The sequence below is a fragment of the Stenotrophomonas sp. YJH_SMC_17 genome, assembly GCF_059371655.1.
Map to the genome: position 1 here is coordinate 924,025 of NZ_JCAFUU010000002.1, position 26,465 is coordinate 950,489.

Genomic DNA, 26,465 nt, shown 5'->3' on the forward strand with positions numbered 1-26,465 from the left:
GCAGCCATGGGCTGGTTGTCAGGGTCCATCACGATGCTCCGCACGCGGCGGCAACCACACCTGTACGCCGTTGCCAAGGCGCAGTACGCGCACGTGCAGCTGCGCGGCCAGCTGGTCGCGGTTGCCGGCGGCGCCGTCTGCGCTGCCCAACAGAGTGACCGGCTGTTGCCGCAGTCGCGCCCCGATGATCCAGGTGTGCCCACCGTGCCAGCGGTCGAGACCCTGGGTGACCTCGGTCAGCGGCGCCGATACCCAGCGCAGCCGTCGCTCGCGCCAAGCCAGCGCACCTGCATCGGCGGCGCGCGGCAGGGCCCGCGTCTTTCCGTCGAAACGCATCTGCTGCCCCTCGGACGCTTGGACGGTGCTGCTGCCGGACACCACGCTGACGCGATGCTCGGTGACTGTGACCACGCTGTCATCACGCTGTACCGCCAGATCGAAGGCGGTACCCAACGCGGTGACGGTACCGTGCGGGGTATGCACCTGGAACGGTCGCGCAGCGTCGACGCTGACCTGGAACCAGGCCTGGCCGCGCTCCAGCTGGAGCTGGCGACGCTGTGCGTCGATGCGCACGTGCACTTCGCTGCCCGGCGAGAGCAGCACATGTGAACCGTCCGTCAGAGTTTCGTCGCGGATCTCGCCGGACGCAGTACGCAGTACCTGTGCGGCGGGTGGCGAAGCATGCCGGCTGTACAGGCCGAGCGCGCACAGCAGCAGCACCGCAAGGCCGGCTTCACCCAGGCGGCGGCGCTGCCGTCGTCGCTGCTGCCGCTGCAGGCTGGGCGTCGCCGCGCCGGCCTGCCACAGCTCCTGCAGGTGCAGGTACTGCGCCGCATGGCGTGGATCTGCCCGGCACCATTGCTCGAACGCGTTCTCATCACGGTCGCCATCGTGCGCATCCAGCCACCAGCGCGCAGCTTCGCGTGCAATGGTCTCCTGGCTCATGCGCCCGGCACCTGCTGCAACGCGACCAGGGCGCGCAGCAGATGGCCGTGCGCGGTCTGGCGGCTGATGCCGAGCTGCCGGCCGATCTCGGCCAAGGCCATCTGCTCCACACGGGCCAGCAGGAACACCTGGCGCGAGCGTGGCGGCAGCGCGGCGATGATGGCATCGAGGTGGCGCAGCTGTTCGGCATCAAGCAGGCGCTGTTCGGGCAGGGGCGCGGGATCGGCGATGGCATGCAGTTGCGCGTCCTCCAGCGCCTCTTCGCGACGGCGCTGGCGTTGCCGGTAGTGATCGGCGATCAGGTTGTGGGCGACGCGGTACAGGTACGCGCGGCCGTTGCTCAGCAGGCCGCTGGCGGCAACTTTGACGACGCGCAGCCAGGTTTCCTGGACGACGTCATCGGCATCGCTGCGTTGCGGGAGTTTACGGCGGACATGGGCGTGCAGCGGCCGGTAATGGGCCGCGCACAGCTGCGCGACATCCGTCGGTTCGACAGGCGTGGACACGGGGCGGGCGACAACTGGGAAAGGGAACAGCCCGCGGCGGCAAGGGCAGCGGCTGCACCTTACAGCAAAAGAGAATCATTTGCATCCATATGCGATGTGCGTCGACGGGTGGTGGTTGCCGCGTGGCAAGGTCAGCAGGGTGGAAGATTGGCATGCGGCCAGCACTACCGTGACGATCGTCAGAGATCGCGGTACTGGATCTGCGCGGCCAGCACACGCAGTCCGTCGGCATTGCTGGACAGGATGCGCTCCTCGCCGACACCCTTTTGCCGCTTCAACTGGAAGCCCTGGTCGGCAGGCAGCTGTGCGGCGATGCCGTCCAAGCGCTGCAGTGCATCGGGGCCGCTGCAATCGAAATGGCCCCAGTAGGCGCCATCGCGGTGAATCTGCAATCGGTAGTTCATCGCGGTATCTCCTGCAGGTCCTGCAGCCAGTGGTCGAACATCGCAGTGGCGGCTGCGGCCAGTGGTGCGCCATAGCGGCGCGCCTGCGCGCGTAGATCGTTGGGGTCGATACCGGCCTGGGCCAGCTCCAGCGTGTGGCCGATCAGCCAGCGCTCGAACTGGCGTGCATCCAGTTCCGGGTGGCATTGCAGCGCCAGTGCGTGGTGGCCAATGGCAAAGGCCTGGTGGCGACAGGCTGGCGTGCTGGCCAGGCGGCGTGCATCGACTGGTAGTTCGAACGCCTCGCCGTGCCAGTGCAGCACCGGAATGCCCTGCAGTGCCTGCAGCGGTGAGTGCTGGCCATCATCGGTAAGCAGAAGCGGCGCGAAACCGATCTCCTTGCCGCCACTGGGCACAACGCTGGCACCCAGCGCACGCGCCATCAGCTGCGCGCCAAGGCAGATGCCAAGGGTGGGGCGCTGCTGCTGCAAACGCCCTTGCAACAGCGCGATGCTATCGTTGAGGAACGGGTAAAGATCAACATCGTTGACGCTGATCGGGCCACCCAGCACCACCAGCAGGTCAGCCGCTTCGGCCGGATCGAGTGCATCTACACCCGCCTGCAGCACCTGCAGCTGCCAGCCCTGGGCCAGCAGCAACGGTTGCAGGGTGCCAAGGTCCTCGAAGGCAACGTGTTGCAGGACAACCGCGTGCTTCATGCCGGGGCTCCGCTGTTCGGCCAGTAGATGCTGTCCGGAGTGGCGCGGGCGCCGAAGATGGCCTGGCCGACACGGACCACGGTGGCGCCTTCCTCGATGGCCACTTCGAAGTCGCCGGACATGCCCATCGACAGCTGCGACAGGTCGATGCCGGGCGGGGCGGTATGCCGCAGCTGGTCGCGCAGTTCACGCAGGCGCACGAAGCACGCTCGCACACGTTCGACTTCGGGAGTGAAGATGGCCAGGGTCATCAGGCCACGCACGCGTAGCCGGTCGAAGGCTGGCAGCTGCTGCACGAATGCCTCCATGGCATCGGGTTCCAGACCGTACTTGCTGGGTTCGGCAGACGTGTTGACCTGGACGAATACATCCAGTGTGCGGTCTTCCAGCTGCAGGCGCTGCTGCAGCGCTTCAGCCACGCGCAGGCTGTCCAGCGCCTGGAATTCGCTGGCGAAGCGCGCCACGTAGCGCGCCTTGTTGGTCTGCAGATGGCCGATGACCGACCAGTGCACGTCCAGGTCGGCCATTGTCTCGGCCTTGCGCTGTGCCTCCTGCACCTTGTTCTCGCCCAGTTCGTGGCAACCGGCGGCCACCGCCATGCGGATGCGGGCGTCATCGACGGTCTTGCTGACTGGCAGCAGGCGCACGCTGGCCGGATCCCGGCCGACGCGGGCACAGGCATCGGCGATGCGTTGTCGCACCGTGACCAGGTTGGCGGCGATCTGTTCAACAGACTGGGCGACGGGCCAGTCGGCGGCGGCAAGGGGCATGCGGGTACCTCCAATGCAGGGCGGCCAGGGTGGGATACACTGGCACAGGACAAGAATTATTTTGGCATAGGACAAAATGAAAATCACCGGGCATAGCGCCGAGTCGATCTTCGACAGCATCCGCGATGGCATCGGCAAGGGCCGTCTGCCAGCCGGCAGCGTGCTGCCGCCGGTGCGCGATCTGGCCGATCAGCTGGGGGTCAATCGCAACACCGTGGCCGCCGCCTACAAGCGATTGGACGCGGCGGGCCTGGCCAGCACCGCGGGCCGGCGCGGCACGGTGGTGCGTGGCCTGCCGCCGATGCTGGCGCGCGAGGGCAGTACGCCAGGGTTGGCGTTGCAGGACCTGGCCGGTGGCAACCCGGATCCGCGCCTGCTGCCCAGCCTGCGCCTGGCCGCAGCGGCACCGCGGCTGTATGGCGTGGGTACAGTCGACCCGCGACTGCAGGCGTTGGCACGCGCTTCGCTGGATGTGGACTGCCCTGATGGGTACGCGCTGGAGCTGACCCATGGCGCGGTCGATGGCATCGAACGCCTGCTGGCGGCGTGGCTGCTGCCGGGCGATCGCATCGCGGTGGAAGATCCGTGCTTTCTTGGCAGCCTGAATGTGCTCAACGCGGTGGGCCACGCGCCGTTGCCAGTGGCGGTGGATGAACACGGTATGCAGGTCGAATCGCTGCGGCAGGCACTGGAGAGCGGCGCACGCGCGGTGCTGTTGACCCCACGGGCGCACAATCCGACCGGGGCCAGCCTGGATGCGAAGCGGGCACGCGCATTGCGCCAGCTGCTGGCCGCCTATCCGCAGGTGGCGGTGTTGATCGACGATCACTACGCACTGCTCTCGCAGCAGGCCTATCACTCGGTGCTGCCGCTGGATGGCCGGCGCTGGGCGCTGCTGCGCTCGCTGTCCAAGCCGCTGGGCCCGGACCTGCGGCTGGCCTGGCTGGCCTGCGATGAAGAGACTGCGATGCGGCTTCGGTTGCGGTTGGCGTCCGGTACTGGCTGGGTCAGTCACCTGCTGCAGGATGCGGCGACGTCGGTACTGGCGTCGGCGTCGCAACGGGCGAAGATCGCCTCGGCGGGGGAGTGTTACCAGCAGCGGCTGCAGTCATTGCAGACGCTGCTGCATGCGCGTGGCCTGCCGACGGCACAGCCGATGGAAGGATTGAACCTGTGGCTGCCGTTGCAGGCCGACAGCCATCCCCAGGTGCTGGCACTGGCTTCGCGCGGATGGCATGTGCGCGCGGGTGAGGTGTTCGCGGTGGCGGCGCCGGGGCATGGCCTGCGCATCACCTGCGCGGCACTGGGGGCGGCGCAGTTGCGGCACTTGGCCGATGACCTCGCGGCGGTGTGTGGGGTGTAGCGTCGAGCCATGCTCGACTGCCCGTCATGTAGAGTCGAGCCATGCTCGACTGCTTCTAGCAACAGCAGCCGAGCATGGCTCGGCTCTACAAAGATGAAGCAAAGCCGAGCATGGCTCGGCTCTACAGAAGAAGATCAGGGCGCGGCGTTGGCACCCGGGCGCACGTAGTAGGCCTGGCCGCTGTCATCGAGGAACATCAGTTCCGGCTTGCCCTGCCAGGAGGTGAGCATGGCGCCGGTGTTGTTCTGGTGCTTGACCATCAGGCTGGCGCCACGGTCCGGGTTGGCGACGACCTTGAAGACTTCGGTGGTGCCGGTGGCATCGTCGAGGGTGAGCAGGGCTTCGCCGCCGCGGTCGCTGGTGCCATAACCGCCGCGCTCGGAACCATCGGGGCCAAGCAGGATCAGGCCGGACAGCGCGGTGGCGCGCGGGCCTTGGGTGCGGCCCGCGCTGAGCGGATCGGGGACCGGTGCGCCGAGGATCACCCGCGGCTGGCCGCTTGCATCGTGGATGACCAGCCCGCGCGCTTCGATGATCCGCTCTGGCGATTGGCTGCGATGCAGGCTCCAGGCGGTCCAGCCGGAAACGAGCAGGGCAAGGGTCGAGACCATCAACGTGGTCAGCAGCAGTGCGCGGGGCATCGGATCGTCCTTCCTTGGATGTGCCGACGATAGCGGATGCAAAAGAGGATGGGTAGAGTCGACTGTTAGTCGACTGCTGTTCGATCAGGTCGCGGAAATCCCCGCGCTGACGCGCGCTGGTCGACTGACAGTCGACTCTACCCAGTGGCCATCATTCAGTCGCCATCACCCAGGCGACATCACGCAGCAGCCATCGCTCACTAACCTTTGCGCCGTCATTCCCGGTATCAGTGAAAATCGCGGCTGTGGCTGCGCAGGCCCTGCAGCAGCTCATCCAGGCAGTGCATGCGCTGCACGATGACATGCTGCACGCCATCAACGCGTTCCAGGCGGCCGTCGATCTGCATCAGCTGGGTGTCGACCAGCACCCGGTGCTGGCGGTCGGCCAGATGCCGCCAGACCACCGCATTGACCATGCCGGTCTCGTCTTCGAGGGTGAGGAAGGTCACGCCGCTGGCGGTCTGCGGGCGCTGGCGCATGCGTACCAGGCCGGCGATGCGCACGCGGCGGCCATGGCCGTGCCCCGCCAGTTGTGCGGCATCCAGGCAACCGCGACTGCGCAGTTGCACACGCAGGAACGAGATCGGATGGCGGCCGAGGGTGGTGCCGGTGCTGCGGTAATCGGCCTGCATGTCGTCCCATGCGCTGGGCAGTGGCAACGGCACGCGGGCTTCGGTGGTGGCGCGGGTCTGGTCGAACAGTGGCAGCCGGTGTTCTACACCGGAGATATCCCAGCGTGCGCGATGACGATGGCCGCTGAGCCCGCGCAGCGCACCGGCATCGGCCAGCAGGCCCTGATGGCGGCGGTCCAGGGCGGTACGCTGGCACAGGTCACCGACATCGTCGAACGGGCGCCGCGCACGCTCGCGCGTGATGGCCTGCACGGCCGCTTCGTTGCAGCCGTCGATCAGGCGCAGGCCGAGCCGGATCGCCGCCGGTCCCTTGCTGAAATCCAGGGTGCAGTCCCAGTCGCTGTGGCGCACGTCCACCGGCAGCACGCGGATGCCATGGCGGCGTGCATCCTGCAGCAGCTGGTCGGGGCTGTAGAACCCCAGCGGTTGGCTGTTGATCAGGCTGGCGGTGAACGCGGCGGGGTGATGGCACTTCAGCCAGCAGCTGTTATAGGTCAGCAGGGCGAAGCTGGCAGCATGGCTTTCCGGGAAACCGTAATCACCGAAGCCCTTGATCTGCTCGAACAGGTGCTCGCCGTACTCGCGGCTGAAGCCGTTCTTGAGCATGCCGGCCAGCAGCTTCTCACGATGCGGCTCCAGGCCGCCACGGCGCTTCCACGCCGCCATCGAGCGGCGCAGGGCATCGGCCTGGCCCGGCGTGTAGCCGGCCGCTTCCACCGCCAGCTGCATCACCTGTTCCTGGAACAGCGGCACGCCCAGCGTGCGTGCGAAAACGCGTTCCAGTTGCGGTGGATAGAGCGGGTTGTCCGGGTCGTTCAACGCGTCCGGTCCCTGTTCGCGCAGGATCCGGCGCCGCTCCAGATAGGGGTGCACCATGTCGCCCTGGATCGGGCCAGGGCGCACGATCGCCACCTCGATCACCAGGTCATAGAACGTGCGTGGCTGCATGCGCGGCAGCATCGCCATCTGTGCGCGTGATTCGATCTGGAACACGCCGATGGTGTCGGCGGCGCAGATCATGTCGAAGGTCTTTGCATCCTTGGGCGGGATCGCATCCATGCGTCCTTCATGCAGGCCGTGCTGCTTCAACATCGCCAGGCATTTGCGGATGGCGGTGAGCATGCCCAGCGCCAGGCAGTCGACCTTCATCAGGCCGGTGGCATCCAGATCGTCCTTGTCCCACTGGATGACGGTGCGGTCGGCCATCGCTGCGTTTTCCACCGGCACCAGGGTCGACAGCGGATGCTCGGAGATGACGAAACCGCCCGGATGCTGAGACAGGTGGCGCGGAAAGTCGATCAGCTCATTGGTCAGTGACAGCAGCCGCCGCATCAGCGGCGTGTCCGGATCGAAGCCGCGCTCGCGCAGGGTGTCCGGCAGCGGGATGCTGCCACCCCAGTGGTCCATCGCAGCGCCGAGTTCGTTGACCTGGTCCATCGGCAGGCCGAGCGCACGGGCCACGTCGCGGATCGCGCTGCGGCCACGGTAGCTGATTGCTACTGCGGTCAGTGCGGCGCGCTCACGGCCATAGCGCTTGAACACGTACTGCAGCACTTCCTCGCGTCGCTCGTGCTCGAAGTCGATGTCGATGTCCGGCGGCTCATTGCGCTCGGCGGAGATGAAGCGTTCAAACAACAGATTGCTGCGCGCAGGATCGATCTCGGTCACGCCCAGCACAAAGCACACCGTCGAATTGGCCGCCGAGCCACGCCCCTGGCAGAGGATGTCCTGGCTGCGGGCGAAGCGCACGATGTCATGCACAGTAAGGAAGTAGGAGGCGTAGTTTTTCTCGCGGATCAACGCCAGCTCATGTTCGATCTGCTTGCGCTGCGCGTCCTTGACGCCTTCTGGCCAACGCCATGGAATCTTTTCTTCGACCAGCTCGCGCAGCCAGCTGTCCGGGTCGTGGCCCTCCGGCACCAGTTCGCGCGGGTAGGTGTACTGCAGCTGCTCGAGGGTGAAGTGGCAGCGCTCGGCGATGCGCAGGGTCTCGGCCAGCAGTTCGGGCGGATACAGCTGGGCCAGCGCGGTACGCGGGCGCAGGTGGCGCTCGCCGTTGGGAAACAGGCGCCAACCGGCTTCGGCCACGCTGCAGCGGTGGCGGATCGCGGTCAGCGTGTCCTGCAGGGCGCGGCGGCGGCGTACATGCATGTGCACATCACCACTGGCCACCAGCGGCAGGCGATGGCGTTCGCCGAAGGACTGCAGCTGCTGCAGGCGGCGCGCATCGTCGTGTTCGTGATGCAGCTCCACTGCCAGCCACAGGCGATCATCGAAGCCGGCACGCAGCAGTTCCAGCTCGGTGGCCGCCGGTTGCCGGTCCAGCCACAGGCACAGCAGGCCGTCGGGCAGGCCGAGCAGATCGTCGCGCAGGCAGCGGTACTCGCCCTTGGCCGCCCGTCGCCGGCAGGTGGTGATCAACTGGCAGAGCCCGGCATAGGCGGTTTGGTCGGTGCACAGCAGGGCCAGTTTCGGCCCATCCTCGACCTGGAATTCGGCGCCGACGATCAGCGCCACGCCATGCGTCTTCGCGGCCTGCCAGGCGCGCACGATGCCCGCCAGCGAGCATTCGTCGGTGATCGCCAACGCGCGGTAGCCCTGGCCGGCGGCGCGCGCGAACAGTTCTTCGGCGATCGAGGCGCCACGCTGGAAGCTGAAGGCCGACAGGCAGTGCAGTTCGGCGTAGCCGGGCAGTTCACTGTGCATGGCGGCTCAGCCGAACCAGCCGTGCAGCATCCACGGCGCATGCGGATCGTTGCGCTCACGGAACGCCCAGCCGCGCTGGCCGTGCGCGGTTTCCACCACGTAGTAGTCGCGCCGTGCGTCGGCCTGGTCCCACCAGCCCGATTCGATCCGCTCCGGCCCGGCGATGATGCGCAGGCGCGGGTCACGCAGTGGTTGCGGGGTGTCCAGCAGCCAGCCTGGGCGCAGTGGCCAGTAAGCGGGCGGCTTGGTCGGGGGCTGGATACCACTGGCGCGCTCGGGGCGATGGTCGGCCTGTACCGCCAGCGGCTGTACGGCGTCATCGCCCAGCCGCGCGCGCAGGCGCTCGCGCAGCTGGTTCCAGGGCATCGCCTGTGCCGGCCGGGTGTCGAACAGGTCGCGCGCGGCCGGTACGAACGGCGGCAGCTGCTCGGCCTGCAGGCGCAGTGCACGGCTGCCGGCAGGCAGGGCGAAGGCCTCCATGCGGTTGCGTGCGATTTCGAACAGCAACGCAGCATCGCGTTCGGGGGCCAGCAGGCCGATGGTCAGCACGCTGGCCGGGAGCAGGTCATGCTCGAAATGCAGGTCGAAGCGCTGCACGCCGCCATCGCGCGAACACAGGAACGCTGCCAGGTCCAGTAGCAGTCGACGCAGCGGGAACAACAGGGCCTGACTGGATTCGATCTCGTACTCGAATTCGATGCGCGCATCGAACCGGTCCGGTGGCTGGTAGTAGCGCAGGGGCGCGGTGGGCAGGCCACGCAGTGCGTCCAGCTGCTGCAGCACGTCCGGTGCGAAGCGCCGGGCCAGGCTGTCGCGCGGCAGTTCGAGCACCGCACCCAGCGTGCGCAGGCCGGAGCGGCCGAGCACCGTCACCGCTTCGCTGGGCAGGCCGCAGCGCGGCAACGGCAGTTGTGCCAGCGCCGCCGGTAGCTGCTGCGCATCGATGCCGAGGCCATCGTGGACGTTGGCCAGCACGCGCGCGGCATGCGCGGTGGGTGCAGCCACCAGGCGATGGCGGAAACCGAGTTCATGCAGTTCGTTGCGCAGGCGCTTTTCGATTGTCAGCCAGTCGCCGAACAGGGCGCGGCTGGCGCCGATCTCCAGCACCAGTGCATGCGGGAAATCGAGGCTGACCTGCGAGCTGTAGGCGTAGGCCCAGCTGGCCAGCAGCTGCCGGGTGTGCTGTTCGGCGTTCGGGTCGTAGTCGTGCAGGTGTATGTCCTGCACCAGCACCTGCGCAGCCGACAGCAGCATGCCCGGGCGCAGCCCCGCTGCGCGTGCCGACGGGCTGACCGCACGCAGGACGCGACGCTGTGCCGGCCCCTGCAGCAGCACCAGTGGCCGCTGCGGGTCCGGCTGCAGGCGCAGCACGCTGTCCAGCGCCAGCTGCGGCAACAACAGGCAGGCCCAGTGCATGGCGCGACCTCAGTGGACGATGGCCAGCGGCAACGGCTGCGCCGGCGGCAGGCCGCCTCGGCACTTCAGCACCCGCACCTGGCCATGGTCGAGCTGCAGGCGCAGGCTGGCCGGAGAAGGGTTGCGCGCCGCCTGCGCCTCGCGGAACACGAAGCCCAGGCACTGGCCGCTTTCGGCGGCGACCTGCAGGCGGCGCAGGGCGCGGTCATCGGCCTGGTGTGGCCAGCACAGCACCGCCGCGCAGGCGGCAGAGCGCAGGCATTGTTCTGCGGCCCACAGCGCCTGCTTCGGCGCAGCATGGATGATCTGCAGCTGGGCCAGGTCCAGCCCGGCTGCGGCCCAGGCCGGGGCATGCGGGCGGTAGGGGGGGGCGACCAGCACGATCGGGCGGTCGCGCTGGCTCAGCTTCGCCAGTGCGGGCCAGACCAGCGCCAGCTCACCGACGCCGGGCGCCACCTGCAGTACCTCGCACAGCCCGCTGGCCGGCCAGCCGCCGCCGGGCAAGCGCGCGTCCAGCGCCGGATGGCCGCTGGCCAGATGGTCGCTGGCGGGCCCTTGGCGGGCCGGGCCGCGCCACAGCTGGCGGCCGTCAAGCAGCCGGTCGAGGGCGACGACGGCGCCCATCAGCCGATCCTCCAAGGGAGGCGCCGGGCGGGCTGGAAGCGGCAGGGATGGGCGAAAACGGCGGGCATGGCGCGAGTATCGACGGGCCGGTATCAGGGGCTGAGACCGGACATGCTACTCGCGTTGTGAGTAGAATTACTAATGAAATCGGCGGACTGGGTTTCAGGTTGCTGAAGGGTAAAAAGGAGTGCCGACCAAGGTCGGCACCCACAGCTCCCGGTTACAGGCGCACTGGCAATGCCACCGGGCGCAGCGGTGCGGCATCGCCGCCACGGATCTTCAGCGGGCCGCCGATGAAGGCGAACTCGTAGATCTTGTCGCGAGCCAGTTCGTCCAGCGCCACCAGCTCGATGATCGGCGCACCCTGCTGGGCCAGCAGGTAGGTATGCAGCGGCACGTAGTCGTCGGACACCTCCGAGGGGAAGGTCTCGAAGCTGAGGTTGTCGGCACCGACGATCATCGCGCCGCTGTCCTCCACCAGGAAGCGTGCCGCGTCCAGGCCCATGCCCGGCGGGTTGGCCATGTACGCCCTGGGCTGCTCGAACAGGCGCATGCGGCCGGTGCGGATCAGCACCACGTCACCCTGCTGCAGTTTCACCTTCTGGCGTGCCAGCGCATCCTTCAGGTCCTGGCGGGTGACGCGGTAGCTGTCCGGCAGCATGTCCACGCCCTTGGCGCCGGCCACGTCGATCAGCACGCCACGCGCGATCAGCGGCGGGAATTTCTCGATGCCGGTGACATTCCAGCCGCGGTCGCCGAGGTGCTTGTCGGCCTCGAAGCCGTTCCAGATCTTTCCATGGATGCCGAAGTGGTTCAGGGCATCGATGTGGGTGCCGGTGTGGCTGTACATCGAGAACGCGGTGCCGGTGTAGCTGCGGGTGAGGTTCATGGTCTCGCCCACGCCCATCGGATCATCCATCACCGTGCCGCGCGGGGTGTGGGTCATCCAGAACTGGTAGTGCGGGTCGCCGGCGTCCTGCCAGCTGGGCATGCCGACGTAGTACTCGGTGGCCAGGTCATAGGCCTTGCCGCCGCTGACCCGCGACAGGATCGCCGCACGCGAGGCCTCGGTGATCAGGTTGAGGCGGCCGATCTCATCCTTCGGTCCCCAGGGGCTGGTGCCGACCTGCTGGCCGGAGGGAACGCGTTCGTGCGCGGACACCGTGGTGGAAGCGGCGGTGGTGGCCACCAGCAGGGCCAGCGCGGTGGCCAGGGTACGTGGGGTCATGGGAAATCTCCTTGCAGGGTGGGGGAGGGGGCGGCTCAGGCCGCGACCAGGGGCGCCAGGGCCTGGCGCAGGTGTGGCAGCGGCAGGGTCTGCAGGCGCAGGCCGTTGTCGCCGATCACGGTGGGTATGGAACGGATGCCGAGGGCAGCGGCTTCGGCGCGATCGGCCTGCACGCGCTGGCGCACTGCGTCGCTGTGCATGTGGTCAGCGAAGGCGCCACGTCGATGGCCCAGCGATTCGGCGATATCCAGCAGGACTTCGGCATCGCCGATGTTGCGGTGCTGGTGCAGGTGCGCCCACTGCACGGCATCGAACATCGCGCCATGGGCATCGTTGCCGCCCATCAGCCCGGCGGCCTGGCAGGCCAGTGCGCCAAGCCAGCCAGAGGGATATTCGAAGTCCTGTGCGCGCATGCCTTCGATATCGATGCGCGCGGTGTCTTCATGCGCGGCGCAGTCGGTCCAGTGGCGCAGGATGACTGCCTTGGCACGCGCCATCGAGCCGAACACCTCGACCATCTGCGCGCGCGAGTCCTGCAGCACGAAACTGCGGTGGCGCACCTGGATGCCGAGTTCGGCGGAGACCTGCTGCAGGCGTGGGGCCAGCACGAAGCACCAGCCGCAGACCACGTCGTGGAAGAAATCGACCACCGGCGCGGCGGTGGTGGGGGACGGAACGGAAGACATCTGCCTGCCATCGGTGAGAGGGGAGGCGGCAGAGTAGGCAGCGCGGCGGGGCCGAAACAGCACGCCGCGGGCAGCTCAGTTTTCGCTGGCGGTTACGAATCCAGGCCGGCGCAGCCGGGCAGCTCGGCGTGCAGGAAATCGATGAAGGCGCGTACCTTGGGCTGCAGGTGGCGCGAGGTGGGATAGACCGCATGCACGAAGCGCGGCGGATAGCGGTGGTCGGGCAGCACCTGCTGCAGTTCGCCCCGCACCAGTGCCGGAGCGGCCAGGAACGAAGGCAGCGCGCCGATGCCCATGCCGGCCACCAGCAGTTCGCGCAGCAGCAGGCTGTTGTTGACGGTCACGCGCGCCGGCAGGGTGATGGTGACCTGTCCATCGGGGCCGAGCAGCGGCCAGCTGCCGGGCGAGTCGGACAGGCTGTAGGCCAGCACGCTGTGGACCTGCAGATCGTCCACTGCCTGAGGTGCCGGGTGCTGCTGCAGGTAGGACGGGGCCGCGCACAGCACCTGCTGCAGCGACGCCAGCCGGCGCGCCACCAGGCGTGAATCATCCAGCTCGGCACGCAGCCGCAGCGACACATCGAAACCTTCGCCGACTGCATCGAGCAGGCGATCTTCCATCACCAGGTCCAACGACAGCTGCGGATGCTGCTGCAGGAAGCGTGGCAGCAACGGCGACAGCGTGCTCAGCGCGAACGACTGTGGCGCATTGACGCGCAGGCGCCCGGCCACCTCACCGCGCTGTTCGGCGATGCCGCGTTCCAGCGCGTCCAGTTCGTCGAGCAGGCGGCAGCATTCGCGGTAATAGGCATGGCCGGTCTCAGTCAGGCTCATGCGTCGCGTGGTCCGTTGCAGCAGCACCACGCCCAGGTGGGTTTCCAGCGTGCGCAGCTGCTTGCTCAGCCCGGCCGGCGACATGCCCAGGTCTTCGGCGGCGCGGGCCAGCCCGCCGCGTTCGACGATGCGGCGGAAGGCGCGCATCAGGTTGAAGGAATCCATGCCGGCCCCGGGCGCGATGAAGGCGCCATTGTAGATCCACGCCATGCGTGGATGTGGGAAACGCGGTGCGGCAGGGTTGCGCCGTTTGTTCAAGCCAGCAACCCGCACGCCACGCCAGCATGCAGGCCCTCATTTCCCGGGTTGCCCATGAAACACTGGATCCTCCGCCTGTATGCCCCGTTGTTCCTGCTGGGGTTCGTTGCCACTGCCGTCGTCTGGGTCGGCCACTGCCACGGTGACCCGCTGTGGTTGCTGGCCCTGCTGGCGGCCGCCATTGCGCTCTCGTTCGCCGCCGAGCGCGCGTGGCCGTACGATCCCGCGTTCAACCACGATCATGGCGACCGCCTGCGTGACACCCTGCATGCGCTGGTCAACGAAGGCCTGAACCTGTTGTCGATCGCGGCGGTGCCGCTGCTGGCGGCGATCATTCCGTGGCAGGTCTGGCCGCTGCAGTGGCCGTTTGCGCTGCAGATACTGATGGCCATCATCGCTGCCGATCTCGGCATCACGCTGGTGCACTACGCAAGCCATCGCATCGGCTGGCTATGGCGCCTGCATGCCGTGCATCACAGCGTCACCCGCATGTATGGCTTCAACGGCCTGATGAAACACCCGCTGCACCAGGCGGCCGAAGCGGTGGGCGGCGTGTTGCCGCTGCTGCTGCTGGGCCTGCCGATGCCGGTGGCCGCGGTACTGGCCTTCGCCATCGCCATCCAGCTGCTGCTGCAGCACTCCAACGTGGACATGCGCCCGGGCATGCTGGGCCGGGTGATGGCGTGGGCGCCGCTGCACCGTTTCCACCACATGCGCTACGGCACGGCGGGCGACGTCAACTTCGGATTGTTCCTGACGGTCTGGGACCACCTGCTGGGCACGGCCTTTGCTGCACCGGGCTACCGGCTGGGCACACGCGACCTGGGCATCGGCAGCCAGCCTGACTATCCGCGCTGCTATGCCGGGCAGCTGCTGGCGCCGTTCCGCGAACTGCCGCATGGGCCGGTGCCCGAGCTGCCTGAAGGCCTGCGCCGCCGCTGAATGCGCGCCTCAGGCCGCGTGCAGCTGCAGCCCCTGCAGCTGTGCCGCACCGATGCCGAACATGCGGCGCAGGCTGCGTGACAGATGGGCCAGATCGGCGAAGCCGGCCGCATGCGCGCTGTCGGTCAGGCTGTGCCCCTGCAGATGATGTGCCAACGCGATGCGCAGGCGCTGCCACAGCACCCAGCCGCGCAGGGTCACTGCCAGGTCGGAGTGGAAGCGCCGGTGCAGCTGGCTGGTGGACAGATGTGCGGCGCCGGCGATATCGGCGGCGGGCACCGGGCCGGGCAGGTGCTGGGTGATGCGTTCCAGCGCCATCTGCACGCGGCGGTCCAGCGCCTGCGCACGGCTCAGCTGCGGCAGCCGTTCCCGCAGGGCGGTGATGTCGGTGGGCAGCGTGGGCAGCTGCTGCTGGATCTGCTCGAGATCAGCGTGGGTCGGTTCCAGGAACAGCGTGCAGCCGTCCTGTGGCGCCGAAACGATGGCGTGCGGTACGAAGGAGGGCAGCCACAGGCGCTGGCCGTGCCGTGCCACGCCGTCGATTTCCACCTGCCAGGGTGCGCCATCGCTGATCAGCAGCTGGTGGGCATAGTGCGCGTGCGTGCCGCTGTCACCGGCGTGGCCCTGCAGCAGGGCCGTGTGTGCATCCAGCAGCAGGGTGCCGGTCCAGGGCAGGGCGGGGTGGGGCATGGCGCAATTGTAGATCCATGCCATGCGTGGATGGATCTCCACCGGAATCGAATATCGCGTGTTGATTTGAAAAGCATCCACGCATGGCGTGGATCTACTGGCCACCAGCGAGCTGTCGAAGGCGGGGCACTGTGGGTGTGCGGGGTGTGAGCCGCATGGATGCGGCGACCAAGGCTACATGGACGTACTTGCGCCGTCCCCGCAGACCCACAGTGCCCCGGCATCCCACGGAATGCAGGCTTTTGACGTTGACGTTGACGTCAGCGGGTGCCGGGCGGCAGCCCGGCCGTCCCCTCACCGGCCGTGCGGGTCCGGGCGATGGTGCACGTACTCCACCACCGTGCCATCGGGATGCACCGCATTGAATGCCGCACCGGTGGGCACGACCTGCAGCGGGAAGATGATCTCGGCCCCGGCCGCCACCAACCGGTCGTGATAGGGCCGCACATCATCGACCAGCAGGGTGCCGGTGGTGGAGGTGAACGGCGCCAGCGCATCGTCGCTGCCTTCGATCAGCAGGAACGCACCCACCATCGCCAGGCGAAGCCCGGCCTCCGGGAATGGAAACCCGGCATCGGCCACCAGTCCCTGCAACTGCTCGTAGAAGGCCACGCTGCGCTCCAGCTCACCGGGCGCCACGAACACGCGGATCAGCACGCGCGGCGCGCGCTGGCTGGAGGTATCACAGCGGTCGCGCCAGAGATGGTCGAAGTCGCGATGTACGGTCATGGGCTCGGTTCGTGGCCAGGGACCCTCATTATCGGCAGCCCCGCACGGCGCGCTGATGACCGCCGGTGATGGCCTGATAACCAGCCGCGGGATACGCCTGTGACTTAGGTCCTGTTGACAGGTGTGAACGCCCTCCCACAATCTTCACAGGATTGGGTCGCTCTGCGCGGCCCGGACAGGCAGGTTGTCACGCCGGGAGGAGGGTCCCGCGCGCAGACCGGCCCGTCCTTCGGCCTGCGGGAGGTTGCCTGGCAACCCCTGCGCGGCATGAACGCTGCACCCTTCGGCGGCACTTTCCCTGGACCGATTGCCTTGGCAACGGAATTACGCCTGCCGATGAAAACGTTTACAAAGCCGCTCGCTCTCTCCCTTGCCCTGTCTGCCGCACTGGCCGCCCCGGCTTGGGCCGATCCCGCAGCCTTCACTGTCTTGACCCTGGAACAGGCACCCGACGCCGAGGCGATGCCGGCCCTGGCCGCGCAGCTGAAAAGCCTGAAGGTGGACGCGGTGAGCGTGCGTCAGGTGCAGCGCGGCATCGGCCAGGTCGATCCGCTGCAGGTGCTGGCCGATGGCCTGGGTTACGAATACCGCTTCGTCGCCGCCGGCAAGGACGATGGCCAGACCCAGCGCGGCCAGGCCGTGCTGACCCGGCTGCCGATTGCTGCCGAGTCCGGTCCTGACCAGCCAGGCTTGAACTACCTGCGCCTGGACGATGGCCGCCACACGGTGGCGGTCTATACCGATGCCGGCGCAGGTGCCGCGCAGCTGCCAGCGCTGGTCACCCGTTCGCGGCTGGGTGCACCGGCGGTGCTGCTCGGCGCGGTGGCCGGTGAATCGGCCAAGGCCGCCGGCTTCGATCCGGCGCGTGTGGCGCTGGAAGCGGACGCCAGCTACTTCAGCGACGGCTTCCAGGCGGCCAGCAGTTCACCGTTCAAGGTGGAAGGCAGCACGCTGCGTGCCACCCTGCTGACCCTGGCCTATGCCGCCGACAAACATGGCGACAGGCCGTGGATGGACACCACCCTCAACGCCGATGCGCGCGCTGCGCTGCTGCTGAAGGCGATGACCGAGGACGAGAAGTTCCAGATGCTGCACAGCTACTTCGGGCTGGGCAAGGACGGTGGTCCGTTGCCGGAGGGCGCGGTCGGTTCGGCCGGCTTCGTGCCGGCAGTGCCGCGCCTGGGCATCCCGTCGCAGCAGTCGGCCGATGCCGGCGTCGGCGTGACCAATCCCGGTGGTATCCGTCCGGGTGACTTCGCCACCGCCATGCCGTCCGGCCCGTCCACCGCCTCCAGCTGGAACCGCGAAGTGGCCTTCGCCGGTGGCGCCACGATGGGCCGCGAGGCATGGCAGCAGCGCTTCAACATCCTGCTGTCAGGCAGCGTCAACCTGCAGCGCGACCCGCGCAACGGCCGCAATTTCGAATACGCCGGTGAAGACCCGCTGCTGGCCGGTTCGATGGTCGGCGCGCTGATCCAGGGCGTGCAGAGCCAGCACGTGATCTCCTCGATGAAGCACTTCGCGCTGAACGACATGGAGACCCGCCGAAACTTCCACGACGTGCGCATCGGCGAACAGGCCATGCACGAGTCGGACCTGCTGGCCTTCGAGATCGCGCTGGAAGCCGGCCGCCCCGGCGTGGCGATGTGCTCGTACAACAAGATCAACGGCACCTACGGCTGCGAGAACGGCTACCTGATGAACCAGGTGCTGAAGCAGGAATGGAAGTTCCCTGGTTTCGTGATGTCCGACTGGGGTGGCGTGCACAGTGGTTCGAAGGCCGCGCTGGCCGGCCTCGACCAGCAGTCGGCCGGTGAAGTGTTCGATGCGGCGGTGTTCTTCGATGAGCCGCTGCGCCTGGCCGTGCACGGTGGCGTGGTGCCGCAGGCGCGCCTGAACGACATGGTCGCGCGCATCCTGCGCACGATGTTCCTGCATGGCAACTTCGACAACCCGCCGCAGCACCAGAAGGTCGATGCCGAGGCCGGCTTCGCCGTGGCCCAGCGCACGGTGGAAGAGGGCAGCGTGCTGCTGCGCAATGAAGGCAACCTGCTGCCGCTGGCCGACACGGTGAAGCGCATCGTCATCATCGGTGGCCACGCCGACAAGGGCGTGATCGGTGGCGGTGGTTCGTCGATGGTGGGCGTGACCGCCAAGGGCACCAATGCGGTGCCGGGCGTGATGCCGACCACCTGGCCGGGCCCGGTGATCTTCCACCCGTCCTCGCCGCTGGAATCGCTGCGTGCGGCGCGCCCGGACGCGACCATCGAGTACGTGGACGGCACCAACGCCGCTGCGGCGGCCAAGGCGGCCGCGCAGGCCGACGTCGCCATCGTGTTCGCCACCCAGTGGGCGGCCGAATCGGTGGACCTGCCGGACATGCAGCTGCCCGACAACCAGGACGCCCTGATCTCGGCGGTGGCCAAGGCCAATCCGAAGACCGTGCTGGTGCTGGAAACCAACGGCCCGGTGCGCACGCCGTGGCTGGCGCAGGTGCCGGCGATGCTGCAGGCTTGGTACCCGGGCATCCGCGGTGGTGAAGGCATCGCCGCGCTGCTGACCGGCCAGGCAAACCCGTCCGGTCGCCTGCCGGTGACCTGGGTGGTGGACGAATCGCAGCTGCCGCGCCCGCATATCGACGGCCTCGGTTTCAAGCCAGCCAAGCCGTTCGGTGATGTGTTCGATTTCGATATCGAAGGCGCCAACGTTGGCTACAAGTGGATGGCGGCCAAGGGCCTGACCCCGACCTTCGCCTTCGGTCATGGCCTGTCCTACACCTCGTTCGCCTATGAGAACCTGAAAGTCAGCGTGGAAGGTTCGCGCCTGGTCGCCAGCGTCGACATCCGCAACACCGGCAAGCGCGCCGGTGCCGACGTGGCCCAGCTGTACCTGAAGCTGCCGACCGGCAGCGCCACGCCGATCCGTCTGATCGGCTACGACAAGGTGAGCCTGCAGCCGGGCGAACAGCGCCGCATCCGCATCGAAGCCGAGCCGAAGACCCTGGCCCACTACGATGCGCAGGCCCGCCAGTGGAAGATCGACGGCGGCACCTACCAGGTGCAGCTGTCACGCAATGCTGCCGAACCGCTGCAGAGCGTGGACGTGCAGCTGGTGGAGCAGGTGCTGCGCTGATCCAGCGGCTTGTTGATGCTTGAAGACACGGCCCCGCAAGGGGCCGTTTCTGTTTGTGGGCTGCCAATCTCATCTTCCTGACAAGTCAGGGCTCGTGGATTGTAAAAAGTGTCACCGCATGCCAATTTGGCGGTAGGCCGAGCAAGAGGCCGCCTTCTTGTTGAATAGCCTGTTCTCGGGGAAGGTTATGGAGTTGTGTGGATCCAGAATTGTGTCTCTTGAGACTGGACTGGAATGTTTAAGTTGCTTCTAGAAGTGGGTAACTGGTGCGCGACGGGTGGGTGTGATGAGTGCGAGGTTGACGCTTTAGATTCGGTGTCAACTGGAGAGCGCAGGATTTAGCGATGACGATCTAAATTTTGTTAATATTTTTTAATCAATTGCTATTTTGCAATTTAGAGGGGGTGTTGTGGGTGATGTAATTGTTGAGCTTTCAAAACCGGCGTGGTGGATTAGTGTTGTTGTTTTTGGGGTGCTCGTAAATATTGCCTCTTCTTATCTAAAAAAATCCTTGGATGGTTCGTTTAGCAGGGCTTCGGCCTGGTGGCGAGATAGATCCATCAAGCGCAAGATCGCTTGGCGTCAGCGAGTTTTGGAGATTAAGTCGAGTGACAATGTGCGGTTAAAGATAGAGCGGCAGGAGATGCGGTGTAGGCTGCAGGCGATTCAGTTGGCAGTTATGTCGGCAATAATGATGCTGATGCCAATTTATGTGGGATCTTTGGGTGCGCCGTTTGGCAAGGTGGTTGAGGTTGCTGCTCTTGGCTTTGCTTTGCTCATATTTCTTGCTTCTTTCTATGCATTTCGAGATGCGGCAAATTGTGCAGCGCTACTCCATGATGCTGCTCAAGATTAGTTGAGAATTTTGACCTTGATGTGTCGATGTCTGGTTGTTTCGTGTAATTGGTGGCGCTGGGGGCGGAATCGGTGTCGGTAATGCAATGGCAATGCCGAAGGGCCGAATTTGGGGTGGGTTGGGTAGTGGTAAGGCCTCTATATTCTTAATGCTAAATAATTTTGTTTATTATTTGGTTTTAATTAAGGGGTTTCTTCAGATGCGGATGCATCAAGCCTAATGCGCAGGAAGTCGATCAGATGTCGCACCTTCGGTGAGGGCTGCGTGCTGTGCGGATAGACCGCGCACACGCTCTGCTGCGGGAAGCGATGATGGCGCAGCACTTGCCGCAGGCGGTCCTGGGCCAGGTCGTCCTCGATCAGCCAGCGTGGCAGCACGGTGACCCCGGCGCCGGCCAAGGCGAAGGTGCGCAGGCTGCTGGCGCCGTCGACGCGGACCACGGCATTGCCCGGATTGGTGGCGAACAGCGCGTCGCTGCCATCGGGGGCAACCACCGGTACATCGGCCAGGCGCGGGTAGCCGAGGCGGGGCAGGGCACCCAGCTGCACCGGGTCATCGGCTGCATCCGCGGAGGGCAGGCGTGCCAGCAGGGATGGAGCCGCCACCGCGCACAATGGATGCCGTTCCAGTTCGCTGGCATGCAGCCCTGAATCTGGCAGGCGGCCGAGGCGGATCGCCAGATCGAAGCGTTCGGGAATCAGGTCGGCCGGTGCCGGTGAGGTCGACAGGTGCAGCTGCAGCGCCGGATGCCGCGCACGGAAGGCTTCCAGTGCGGGAATCAGGCGAAGCTGCGCGTACTCCGGGGTGGTGGTCAGGCGCAGCACACCCTGTAGCTGGTGCTGGTCGCGCCGCGCGGCATCGATCGCTGCCTGTGCGGCGTCCAACGCCTGCACGCAGTGCTGCAGGAACTGTTCGCCGGCCTCGGTCAGGGCCAGGTGGCGGGTGCTGCGCAACAGCAGGGTCACGCCCAGCTCCTGCTCCAGCCGCTTCAGGTTGAAGCTGACCACCGCGCGGCTGAAGCCGAGCCGATCGGCTGCTGCGGTGAGGCTGCCGGCCTCGACCACGGCGCGGAAGATATCGAAGCGATCGAGGCTGACCATGGCAATTCATTGTCAAATTGGATTTGACAGTGTTGCATTTGCTGTCGTGTTTTTCCAGCAAGGCCCGCACGGCATGCTGGCCGCTTCCCTGCTGGAGCGCCGCCGATGCCGTCCCCCCGCCTGCGCCATGAGGCGATCTTCCTGCTGGTGTTCGCCCTGGATCTGGTCAATATGTTCATCGCCACGGTGGCCTATCCGGCATTGGCAGCGGAGCTGCACGCCGATATCAGCACCTTGGCCTGGGTGGGCACCGCCTACATGCTGGGCCTGAGCGTGGTGATTCCGCTGGCACCCTGGTTGGCCGCGCGCTGTGGTGAGCGTCGCCTGCTGCTGGTGGCGTTGCTGTTGTTCGCGGTTGCCGCTGTGCTGGCCGGCGCCGCACCGGGTATCGGCTGGCTGCTGGGCTGGCGCCTGCTGCAGGGGCTGGCCGGTGGCCTGCTGATTCCGGTGGCACAGGCGGCAGCGTACCGACAATGCACGTCCGACCAGCGTGGCGCGCTGACCCGCCGCATCCTGCTGGTGGCGCTGTTGGTGCCGGCACTGGCGCCGGCGCTGGGCGGGTTGCTGGTGCAGTGGTTGTCCTGGCGCGGCGTGCTCTGGGCCAGCCTGCCGTTGGCGGTGGTGGCGATCGGCCTGGTGCTGGCCTGGATGCCGGCCGATGGCGCGCGCAGTGTGCCGCGCCTGCAGGCCTATGCGCTGTCCACCGCGATGCTGGCGTTGGGCGCGTTGCTGCTGGCGCTGACCTGGCTGGGTGAACCCGGCCATTGGGCCGCCGGTGCCGTAATGCTGTTGATCGCAATGCTGTTGGCGGCGGCCCACCTGCGGCATGCACGGCAGCAGACGCAGCCCCTGCTGCGCTGGTCGCTGCTGTCCCATCGGGGCCTGCGCCTGGCGATGCTGGTCTATCTGGCAGTGCCCGGCGTGTTCATCGGCAGCCAGCTGGTCAGTACCCTGCAGCTGCACCAGGCCGGTTACAGCGCGGCACGCATCGGCGCATTGATGCTGCCGTGGGCGCTGGCCTCGGCCGTGGCGATTACTGCCAGCAAACGCCTGCTGGCCCGTTTCGGCCCGGCCACGGTACTGCGTGTGGGCATGCTGCTTCAGGCCAGCGGCCTGCTGCTGATGGCGCTGCTGCTACAGCCGGCCTTTACCTTGGCTGCGTTGTTGTACGCACTGATGGGCGCCGGTGGCAGCCTGTGCAGCAGCACCGCGCAGACGCTGGCGTTCAATGGTGTCGAGGGCGAGGCGCTGGGCGACGCCAGCGCGCTATGGAACCTCAACCGCCAGATCAGCTTCTGCCTGGGTACCGCCGCCATCGCGCTGCTGCTGGCGCTGGCCATGCAGTGGCTGCCGGCACAAGCCACCAGCGTGGCGCTGGGCCTGGCCGCCGCAATGACGCTGTTGCCGATGGCGCTGTTGCGCCGCTCGCACTCTGTTTCCCTTTCGCAACCCGGGAATGCCTGATGGACACCACTGCAGAACATGAAATCCACCTCCTGCACGACACGCTGCAGGCCTGGTTCCGTGCCGACGTCGGCACCGATGCGCTGGAGGATCTGATGGCGCACTTCAGTGCGGACTTCAGCATGGTCGGCATCGCGGGGCGGCGGCTGGATCGCGATGCCGTGCAGGCGCTGTTCGTGGGAGGCCATGGCGCGCGCGCCGGGTTGCGGATCAGCATCGAGGCCGTGCAGGCCGTGGACGCGCCGTCACCGTTGGCGGTGCTGCGCTATCGCGAGGGCCATTCGATCGATGGCGGCACGCCTGCTTGGCGGGAGTCGCTGGCGGTGCTGCGGCAGGAAGCCGGGTGCTGGCGCTGGCTGGCGCTGCATGAAGTGACGGCGGCCTGATGTTGTAGAGCCGAGCCCACGCTCGGCTGGGGCCGCCGCAACCTGCCTGAAAAGCAGCCGAGCGCGGGCTCGGCTCTACAACGGTCAGATCGTTGCGTGCCCGTCGGGCAGCACATGTGCCATCAGTCCTGCCTGCTCCCGCCGCAGAATGCAAAGCCTGCACACACTTCACGGCACAGCGCAGGAGTAGGCTTGAGGCTTTCCTGCCGGGAGGGGTTGTCCATGCGTGTGCGTGCCGTCGCTGTAGCCATTGCCCTTTGCCTGTCCAGCAGCGTGCTGGCCGCCGATACCCCGCCGATGACCCCGGACATCAGCGGCAAGCCCTTCGTCGCCCCGGATGTCGGCCGCGACTACGACAAGCGCGTGGTGATGGTGCCGATGCGTGATGGAACCAGGCTGTATACGGTGATCGTGGTGCCCAAGGGCGCACGTAATGCGCCGATCCTGCTGACCCGTACGCCCTACGATGCTGCCGGTCGCGCCAGCCGCAGTGATTCGCCGCGCATGCGCGACCTGTTGCCACAGGGTGACGAGGTGTTCGTCGATGGCGGCTATATCCGTGTGTTCCAGGACATCCGTGGCAAGTACGGCTCCGAAGGCGATTACGTGATGACCCGGCCCTTGCGCGGGCCGTTGAACAACACCCAGGTCGACCATTCCACCGACGCCTGGGACACCATCGATTGGCTGGTGAAGAACGTGCCGGAGAGCAACGGCAAGGTCGGCATGCTGGGCTCGTCCTATGAAGGTTTCACCGTGGTGATGGCGTTGACCGACCCGCATCCGGCGTTGAAGGTGGCGGCACCGCAGAGCCCGATGGTCGATGGCTGGATGGGGGACGATTGGCTCAACTACGGCGCGTTCCGCCAGGTCAACTTCAACTATTTCGCGATGCAGACCGAGAAGCGCGGCAAGGGTACGCCGCTGCCCAGCCTCGGCTACGACGACTACAGCACGTTCCTGCGGATCGGTTCGGCTGGCGACTATGCGCGCTTCACCGGCGTGGACCAGCTGACCTGGTGGAAGAAGCTGGTCGAGCACCCGGCCTATGACGGCTTCTGGCAGGGCCAGGCGCTGGACGCGGTGATGGCGAAAACGCCGTTGAAGGTGCCGACCATGTGGCTGCAGGGCCTGTGGGACCAGGAGGACATGTGGGGTGCCAACCACGCCTACCAGGCCATGGAAGGGCGCGACAGTGGCAACAACCGCAATTACCTGGTGATGGGCCCGTGGCGACACAGCCAGGTGAACTACAGCGCCAGCGAGCTGGGCGCGCTGAAGTTCGACGGCGATACCGCGCTGCAGTTCCGCCGTGATGTACTCAAGCCGTTCTTCGACCAGTACCTGGTGGACGGTGCGCCGAAGGCCGACACGCCGCCGGTGCTGATCTACAACACCGGCGAAAACCACTGGGATCGCTTGAAGGGCTGGCCGCGCAGCTGCGACAAGGGCTGTGCCGCCAGCAGCAAGCCGCTGTACCTGCGCGCCGGCGGCAAGCTGGCATTCCAGGCGCCGGCGACGGGCGAGGGTGACTTCGAGGAGTACGTGTCCGACCCGGCCAAGCCGGTGCCGTTCGTGCCGCGTCCGGTCCGCTTCGGTGACCGGGACATGTGGACCACCTGGCTGGTCAAGGACCAGCGCTTTGTCGATGGTCGCCCGGACGTATTGACCTTCATCACCGAACCGCTGACCGCGCCGCTGCGCATCGGCGGCGCGCCAGTGGTGCATCTGCAGGCCTCGACCAGTGGCACCGACAGCGACTGGGTGGTGAAGCTGATCGACGTGTATCCGGACCAGGAAGCGTCGACGCCGGAGATGGGGGGCTATGAGCTGCCGGTGTCGTTGGCGATCTTCCGCGGCCGCTACCGCGAGAGCTTCAGCGATCCGAAGCCGCTGGCGGCCAACCAGGTGCTGCCGTATCGCTTCGACCTGCCCAACGCCAACCACACGTTCCAGAAGGGGCATCGGGTGATGGTGCAGGTGCAGTCCAGCCTGTTCCCGCTGTATGACCGCAATCCGCAGACCTACGTGCCGAACATCTACCTGGCCAAGCCGGGCGATTACCAGAAGGCCACGCAGCGGGTCTGGCACAGCGCAGCGCAGGCGAGCTACATCGATCTGCCGGTGTATTGAGGCGCCGGGGGAGGGGGCGCCGGGCCATGCCCGGCGGCGCGTGGTGGTGCCGGCCGCTGGCCGGCATCGGACATGGTGCCGAAGCGTGTCGACCAAGGTCGACACCCACCGGGCACAGGCTTTCAGCCGATCTTCGACGGGCCGGTGCGCCAGCGACTGGGCACCAGACCGAAGCGCTTGCGGAACGCCGCCGCGAAATTGCTGGGATGACGGTAGCCACTGGCGGCAGCGGCCTGCTCGACCGTCCAGCCATCTTCGCGCAGGCCCTGCTCGGCATGGCGCATGCGCTGTTCGTGCAGGTAGTCGAATACCGAACAGCCGTACTGCTGGGCGAAATGGCGGCGCAGCGAGCTTGGGCTCATGCAGGCCAACTGGGCCAGTTCGAGCAGGCTGTGGGCGTGGCTGGGATCATCGTGCAGGTAGGCACGTACACGCTCCAGCCGTTCGCGCTGGCCGGCGCGCAGCGTGCGCACAGGCTCGGTCTGCAGATCCTCGGCCTGCAGGCCGACGGCCAGCAGCTGAAGGGCAACGCCTTCGCGCCACAGCGCGTCGATGCCGTCCTGCCAGGGACTGTCGAACAACTGGCCCAGCACCGGCAGCAGCGTGTGCGGAATCGCCCAGTGGCGGCATTCCAGGTGAGTGCTGAGCGCCGTGTGCAGCTGCGGCAGCTGGAACAGATCCGGATCGATCTCCGCCGGTACCATCACGCTGACGCCGCGCATGCGCGTTTCGCCGGGATGCGCGCCGGTCATTTCGACCTGTTCGCGGTGGTGCGCGGTCATCGCAGTGCCCGCGCGCAGGGTGAAGCCACTGCGCTGGGGGATGCGTACATCCACCTGGCCCTGCAGCATCACGCGGATGGCCAGCCCGGGACTCTGCTGGGCCGTGGCGACGTACGGGAAACGATTATGCACGTCGGACGCGATCAGGCTCATGCCACCACGCAGGAACTGCTCGTTGACCTCGCCATGGCCGGCCCACTGGTCGTCACGCAGGTGTTCCGGGTCGGCGCGGTAATCAAAGCCGTGGCGGTGACCGAAGCGGCGGTAATCGGCAAAAGTGAAATATCGGGACATTGCTCGGCACATGCGCAGGAGGTGGACGCTGGCGGTGCCTTGCGGATGCGCACTGCAATGCAGGCGCAGCTCCGACCGTTACCCGCCGCGATGCGGGCGGCAACGGGATGCCGGAGGGCTGGGGAAACGCCAGGTTGGGATGAGTGTGTGTCGAAGTAGCTGGAAACGTTTCCCATTGTCGCCTTGATTCACCCGCATTTGATTTCAAGATGGTCAAAACGATTGGTAAATACGGCCAAATTGAAAT

23 protein-coding genes are annotated in these 26,465 nt (G+C 66.9%); 7 read left to right on the forward strand and 16 right to left on the reverse strand.

Annotation, left to right across the window (positions count from 1 at the left end; translation table 11 throughout):
* Positions 1-18: 18 nt before the first annotated feature.
* The 5 genes from AC5P8Z_RS09340 to AC5P8Z_RS09360 form a co-directional block, all read right to left on the reverse strand.
* Positions 19-945, reverse strand: coding sequence for a FecR family protein (locus AC5P8Z_RS09340; RefSeq protein WP_495228872.1), 927 nt, complete (start codon positions 943-945; stop codon positions 19-21).
* Complete coding sequence (locus tag AC5P8Z_RS09345; protein WP_286068760.1) at positions 942-1,451, reverse strand: RNA polymerase sigma factor; 510 nt, start codon at positions 1,449-1,451, stop codon at positions 942-944. The genes AC5P8Z_RS09340 and AC5P8Z_RS09345 overlap by 4 nt, the downstream gene beginning before the upstream one ends.
* A gap of 179 nt (positions 1,452-1,630) precedes the next feature.
* Positions 1,631-1,855 (reverse strand): hypothetical protein, encoded by a 225-nt coding sequence (locus tag AC5P8Z_RS09350; protein WP_286068759.1) that lies wholly within the window; start codon positions 1,853-1,855, stop codon positions 1,631-1,633.
* Positions 1,852-2,553 (reverse strand): glutamine amidotransferase, encoded by a 702-nt coding sequence (locus tag AC5P8Z_RS09355; RefSeq protein ID WP_495228874.1) that lies wholly within the window; start codon positions 2,551-2,553, stop codon positions 1,852-1,854. The genes AC5P8Z_RS09350 and AC5P8Z_RS09355 overlap by 4 nt, the downstream gene beginning before the upstream one ends.
* Positions 2,550-3,323: a YggS family pyridoxal phosphate-dependent enzyme gene (locus tag AC5P8Z_RS09360; RefSeq protein WP_495228875.1), complete on the reverse strand. Its 774-nt coding sequence runs from the start codon at positions 3,321-3,323 to the stop codon at positions 2,550-2,552. Before AC5P8Z_RS09360 ends, AC5P8Z_RS09355 begins: the two co-directional genes overlap by 4 nt.
* Before the next feature lie 76 nt (positions 3,324-3,399).
* Between AC5P8Z_RS09360 and ptsJ the strand changes: the two genes are divergently transcribed.
* Positions 3,400-4,686, forward strand: coding sequence for a MocR-like B6 salvage transcription factor PtsJ (ptsJ, locus tag AC5P8Z_RS09365; RefSeq protein WP_286068756.1), 1,287 nt, complete (start codon positions 3,400-3,402; stop codon positions 4,684-4,686).
* A 134-nt stretch (positions 4,687-4,820) separates the two neighbouring features.
* Here the strand turns inward: ptsJ and AC5P8Z_RS09370 are convergent, their stop codons facing one another.
* The 7 genes from AC5P8Z_RS09370 to AC5P8Z_RS09400 all read right to left on the reverse strand — a co-directional run bounded on the left by AC5P8Z_RS09370 (position 4,821) and on the right by AC5P8Z_RS09400 (position 13,662).
* Entirely contained in the window at positions 4,821-5,327 is a 507-nt protein-coding gene (locus AC5P8Z_RS09370) for a single stranded DNA-binding domain-containing protein (protein ID WP_495228877.1), read from the reverse strand.
* A gap of 227 nt (positions 5,328-5,554) precedes the next feature.
* Complete coding sequence (locus AC5P8Z_RS09375) at positions 5,555-8,665, reverse strand: error-prone DNA polymerase (RefSeq protein WP_495228878.1); 3,111 nt, start codon at positions 8,663-8,665, stop codon at positions 5,555-5,557.
* A gap of 6 nt (positions 8,666-8,671) precedes the next feature.
* Positions 8,672-10,081, reverse strand: a complete 1,410-nt coding sequence (locus tag AC5P8Z_RS09380) for a Y-family DNA polymerase (protein WP_286068753.1) — start codon at positions 10,079-10,081, stop codon at positions 8,672-8,674.
* Positions 10,082-10,090: 9 nt separating this feature from the next.
* Complete coding sequence (imuA, locus tag AC5P8Z_RS09385) at positions 10,091-10,705, reverse strand: translesion DNA synthesis-associated protein ImuA (RefSeq protein ID WP_495228880.1); 615 nt, start codon at positions 10,703-10,705, stop codon at positions 10,091-10,093.
* A 220-nt stretch (positions 10,706-10,925) separates the two neighbouring features.
* Positions 10,926-11,933, reverse strand: coding sequence for a cyclase family protein (locus AC5P8Z_RS09390; protein ID WP_495228881.1), 1,008 nt, complete (start codon positions 11,931-11,933; stop codon positions 10,926-10,928).
* 35 nt (positions 11,934-11,968) lie between these two features.
* Positions 11,969-12,619, reverse strand: a complete 651-nt coding sequence (locus tag AC5P8Z_RS09395; RefSeq protein WP_286068749.1) for a DsbA family oxidoreductase — start codon at positions 12,617-12,619, stop codon at positions 11,969-11,971.
* A 92-nt stretch (positions 12,620-12,711) separates the two neighbouring features.
* Positions 12,712-13,662, reverse strand: coding sequence for a LysR family transcriptional regulator (locus AC5P8Z_RS09400; RefSeq protein WP_495228884.1), 951 nt, complete (start codon positions 13,660-13,662; stop codon positions 12,712-12,714).
* A gap of 102 nt (positions 13,663-13,764) precedes the next feature.
* On the opposite strand from AC5P8Z_RS09400, the gene AC5P8Z_RS09405 reads away from it, so the two are divergent.
* The gene (locus AC5P8Z_RS09405; RefSeq protein WP_495228885.1) at positions 13,765-14,652 is read left to right on the forward strand and encodes a sterol desaturase family protein; all 888 of its coding nucleotides are present in this window, start codon (positions 13,765-13,767) and stop codon (positions 14,650-14,652) included.
* 9 nt (positions 14,653-14,661) lie between these two features.
* Here AC5P8Z_RS09405 and AC5P8Z_RS09410 read toward each other — a convergent pair whose 3' ends face one another.
* Together AC5P8Z_RS09410 and AC5P8Z_RS09415 are read right to left on the reverse strand one after the other, a co-directional pair.
* Positions 14,662-15,366 (reverse strand): helix-turn-helix domain-containing protein, encoded by a 705-nt coding sequence (locus AC5P8Z_RS09410; protein ID WP_495228886.1) that lies wholly within the window; start codon positions 15,364-15,366, stop codon positions 14,662-14,664.
* A gap of 270 nt (positions 15,367-15,636) precedes the next feature.
* Positions 15,637-16,071: a VOC family protein gene (locus tag AC5P8Z_RS09415; RefSeq protein WP_286068742.1), complete on the reverse strand. Its 435-nt coding sequence runs from the start codon at positions 16,069-16,071 to the stop codon at positions 15,637-15,639.
* Between the two features lie 336 nt (positions 16,072-16,407).
* Between AC5P8Z_RS09415 and AC5P8Z_RS09420 the strand changes: the two genes are divergently transcribed.
* Together AC5P8Z_RS09420 and AC5P8Z_RS09425 are read left to right on the forward strand one after the other, a co-directional pair.
* Positions 16,408-19,203, forward strand: a complete 2,796-nt coding sequence (locus AC5P8Z_RS09420; RefSeq protein WP_495228888.1) for a beta-glucosidase family protein — start codon at positions 16,408-16,410, stop codon at positions 19,201-19,203.
* A 409-nt stretch (positions 19,204-19,612) separates the two neighbouring features.
* Positions 19,613-20,059, forward strand: a complete 447-nt coding sequence (locus AC5P8Z_RS09425) for a hypothetical protein (protein WP_495228890.1) — start codon at positions 19,613-19,615, stop codon at positions 20,057-20,059.
* A gap of 182 nt (positions 20,060-20,241) precedes the next feature.
* Here AC5P8Z_RS09425 and AC5P8Z_RS09430 read toward each other — a convergent pair whose 3' ends face one another.
* Positions 20,242-21,159, reverse strand: a complete 918-nt coding sequence (locus AC5P8Z_RS09430) for a LysR family transcriptional regulator (protein ID WP_495228891.1) — start codon at positions 21,157-21,159, stop codon at positions 20,242-20,244.
* Between the two features lie 105 nt (positions 21,160-21,264).
* Between AC5P8Z_RS09430 and AC5P8Z_RS09435 the strand changes: the two genes are divergently transcribed.
* The 3 genes from AC5P8Z_RS09435 (at position 21,265) to AC5P8Z_RS09445 (ending at position 25,142) form a co-directional block, all read left to right on the forward strand.
* Positions 21,265-22,623, forward strand: coding sequence for an MFS transporter (locus AC5P8Z_RS09435; RefSeq protein WP_495228893.1), 1,359 nt, complete (start codon positions 21,265-21,267; stop codon positions 22,621-22,623).
* Positions 22,623-23,009 (forward strand): DUF4440 domain-containing protein, encoded by a 387-nt coding sequence (locus tag AC5P8Z_RS09440; RefSeq protein WP_495228895.1) that lies wholly within the window; start codon positions 22,623-22,625, stop codon positions 23,007-23,009. The genes AC5P8Z_RS09435 and AC5P8Z_RS09440 overlap by 1 nt, the downstream gene beginning before the upstream one ends.
* Before the next feature lie 222 nt (positions 23,010-23,231).
* Entirely contained in the window at positions 23,232-25,142 is a 1,911-nt protein-coding gene (locus tag AC5P8Z_RS09445; RefSeq protein ID WP_286068734.1) for a CocE/NonD family hydrolase, read from the forward strand.
* 122 nt (positions 25,143-25,264) lie between these two features.
* Here AC5P8Z_RS09445 and AC5P8Z_RS09450 read toward each other — a convergent pair whose 3' ends face one another.
* On the reverse strand, positions 25,265-26,218 hold the full coding sequence (locus tag AC5P8Z_RS09450; RefSeq protein WP_495228896.1) for a helix-turn-helix transcriptional regulator: 954 nt from the start codon (positions 26,216-26,218) through the stop codon (positions 25,265-25,267).
* Positions 26,219-26,465: the final 247 nt, after the last annotated feature.

Excerpts from the sequence above, each read along its gene's own strand:
- AC5P8Z_RS09435 (WP_495228893.1), top strand. The coding sequence starts at position 21,265 with ATGCCGTCCCCCCGCCTGCGCCATGAGGCGATCTTCCTGCTGGTGTTC.
- AC5P8Z_RS09420 (WP_495228888.1), top strand. The coding sequence starts at position 16,408 with ATGAAAACGTTTACAAAGCCGCTCGCTCTCTCCCTTGCCCTGTCTGCC.
- AC5P8Z_RS09355 (WP_495228874.1), bottom strand. The coding sequence starts at position 2,553 with ATGAAGCACGCGGTTGTCCTGCAACACGTTGCCTTCGAGGACCTTGGC.
- AC5P8Z_RS09415 (WP_286068742.1), bottom strand. The coding sequence starts at position 16,071 with ATGACCGTACATCGCGACTTCGACCATCTCTGGCGCGACCGCTGTGAT.
- AC5P8Z_RS09440 (WP_495228895.1), top strand. The coding sequence starts at position 22,623 with ATGGACACCACTGCAGAACATGAAATCCACCTCCTGCACGACACGCTG.
- AC5P8Z_RS09430 (WP_495228891.1), bottom strand. The coding sequence starts at position 21,159 with ATGGTCAGCCTCGATCGCTTCGATATCTTCCGCGCCGTGGTCGAGGCC.
- AC5P8Z_RS09450 (WP_495228896.1), bottom strand. The coding sequence starts at position 26,218 with ATGTCCCGATATTTCACTTTTGCCGATTACCGCCGCTTCGGTCACCGC.
- imuA (WP_495228880.1), bottom strand. The coding sequence starts at position 10,705 with ATGGGCGCCGTCGTCGCCCTCGACCGGCTGCTTGACGGCCGCCAGCTG.
- AC5P8Z_RS09445 (WP_286068734.1), top strand. The coding sequence starts at position 23,232 with ATGCGTGTGCGTGCCGTCGCTGTAGCCATTGCCCTTTGCCTGTCCAGC.
- AC5P8Z_RS09370 (WP_495228877.1), bottom strand. The coding sequence starts at position 5,327 with ATGCCCCGCGCACTGCTGCTGACCACGTTGATGGTCTCGACCCTTGCC.
- AC5P8Z_RS09350 (WP_286068759.1), bottom strand. The coding sequence starts at position 1,855 with ATGAACTACCGATTGCAGATTCACCGCGATGGCGCCTACTGGGGCCAT.
- AC5P8Z_RS09410 (WP_495228886.1), bottom strand. The coding sequence starts at position 15,366 with ATGGCATGGATCTACAATTGCGCCATGCCCCACCCCGCCCTGCCCTGG.
- AC5P8Z_RS09375 (WP_495228878.1), bottom strand. The coding sequence starts at position 8,665 with ATGCACAGTGAACTGCCCGGCTACGCCGAACTGCACTGCCTGTCGGCC.
- AC5P8Z_RS09400 (WP_495228884.1), bottom strand. The coding sequence starts at position 13,662 with ATGGCGTGGATCTACAATGGCGCCTTCATCGCGCCCGGGGCCGGCATG.
- AC5P8Z_RS09395 (WP_286068749.1), bottom strand. The coding sequence starts at position 12,619 with ATGTCTTCCGTTCCGTCCCCCACCACCGCCGCGCCGGTGGTCGATTTC.
- AC5P8Z_RS09405 (WP_495228885.1), top strand. The coding sequence starts at position 13,765 with ATGAAACACTGGATCCTCCGCCTGTATGCCCCGTTGTTCCTGCTGGGG.
- AC5P8Z_RS09380 (WP_286068753.1), bottom strand. The coding sequence starts at position 10,081 with ATGCACTGGGCCTGCCTGTTGTTGCCGCAGCTGGCGCTGGACAGCGTG.
- AC5P8Z_RS09360 (WP_495228875.1), bottom strand. The coding sequence starts at position 3,323 with ATGCCCCTTGCCGCCGCCGACTGGCCCGTCGCCCAGTCTGTTGAACAG.
- AC5P8Z_RS09390 (WP_495228881.1), bottom strand. The coding sequence starts at position 11,933 with ATGACCCCACGTACCCTGGCCACCGCGCTGGCCCTGCTGGTGGCCACC.
- AC5P8Z_RS09340 (WP_495228872.1), bottom strand. The coding sequence starts at position 945 with ATGAGCCAGGAGACCATTGCACGCGAAGCTGCGCGCTGGTGGCTGGAT.
- ptsJ (WP_286068756.1), top strand. The coding sequence starts at position 3,400 with ATGAAAATCACCGGGCATAGCGCCGAGTCGATCTTCGACAGCATCCGC.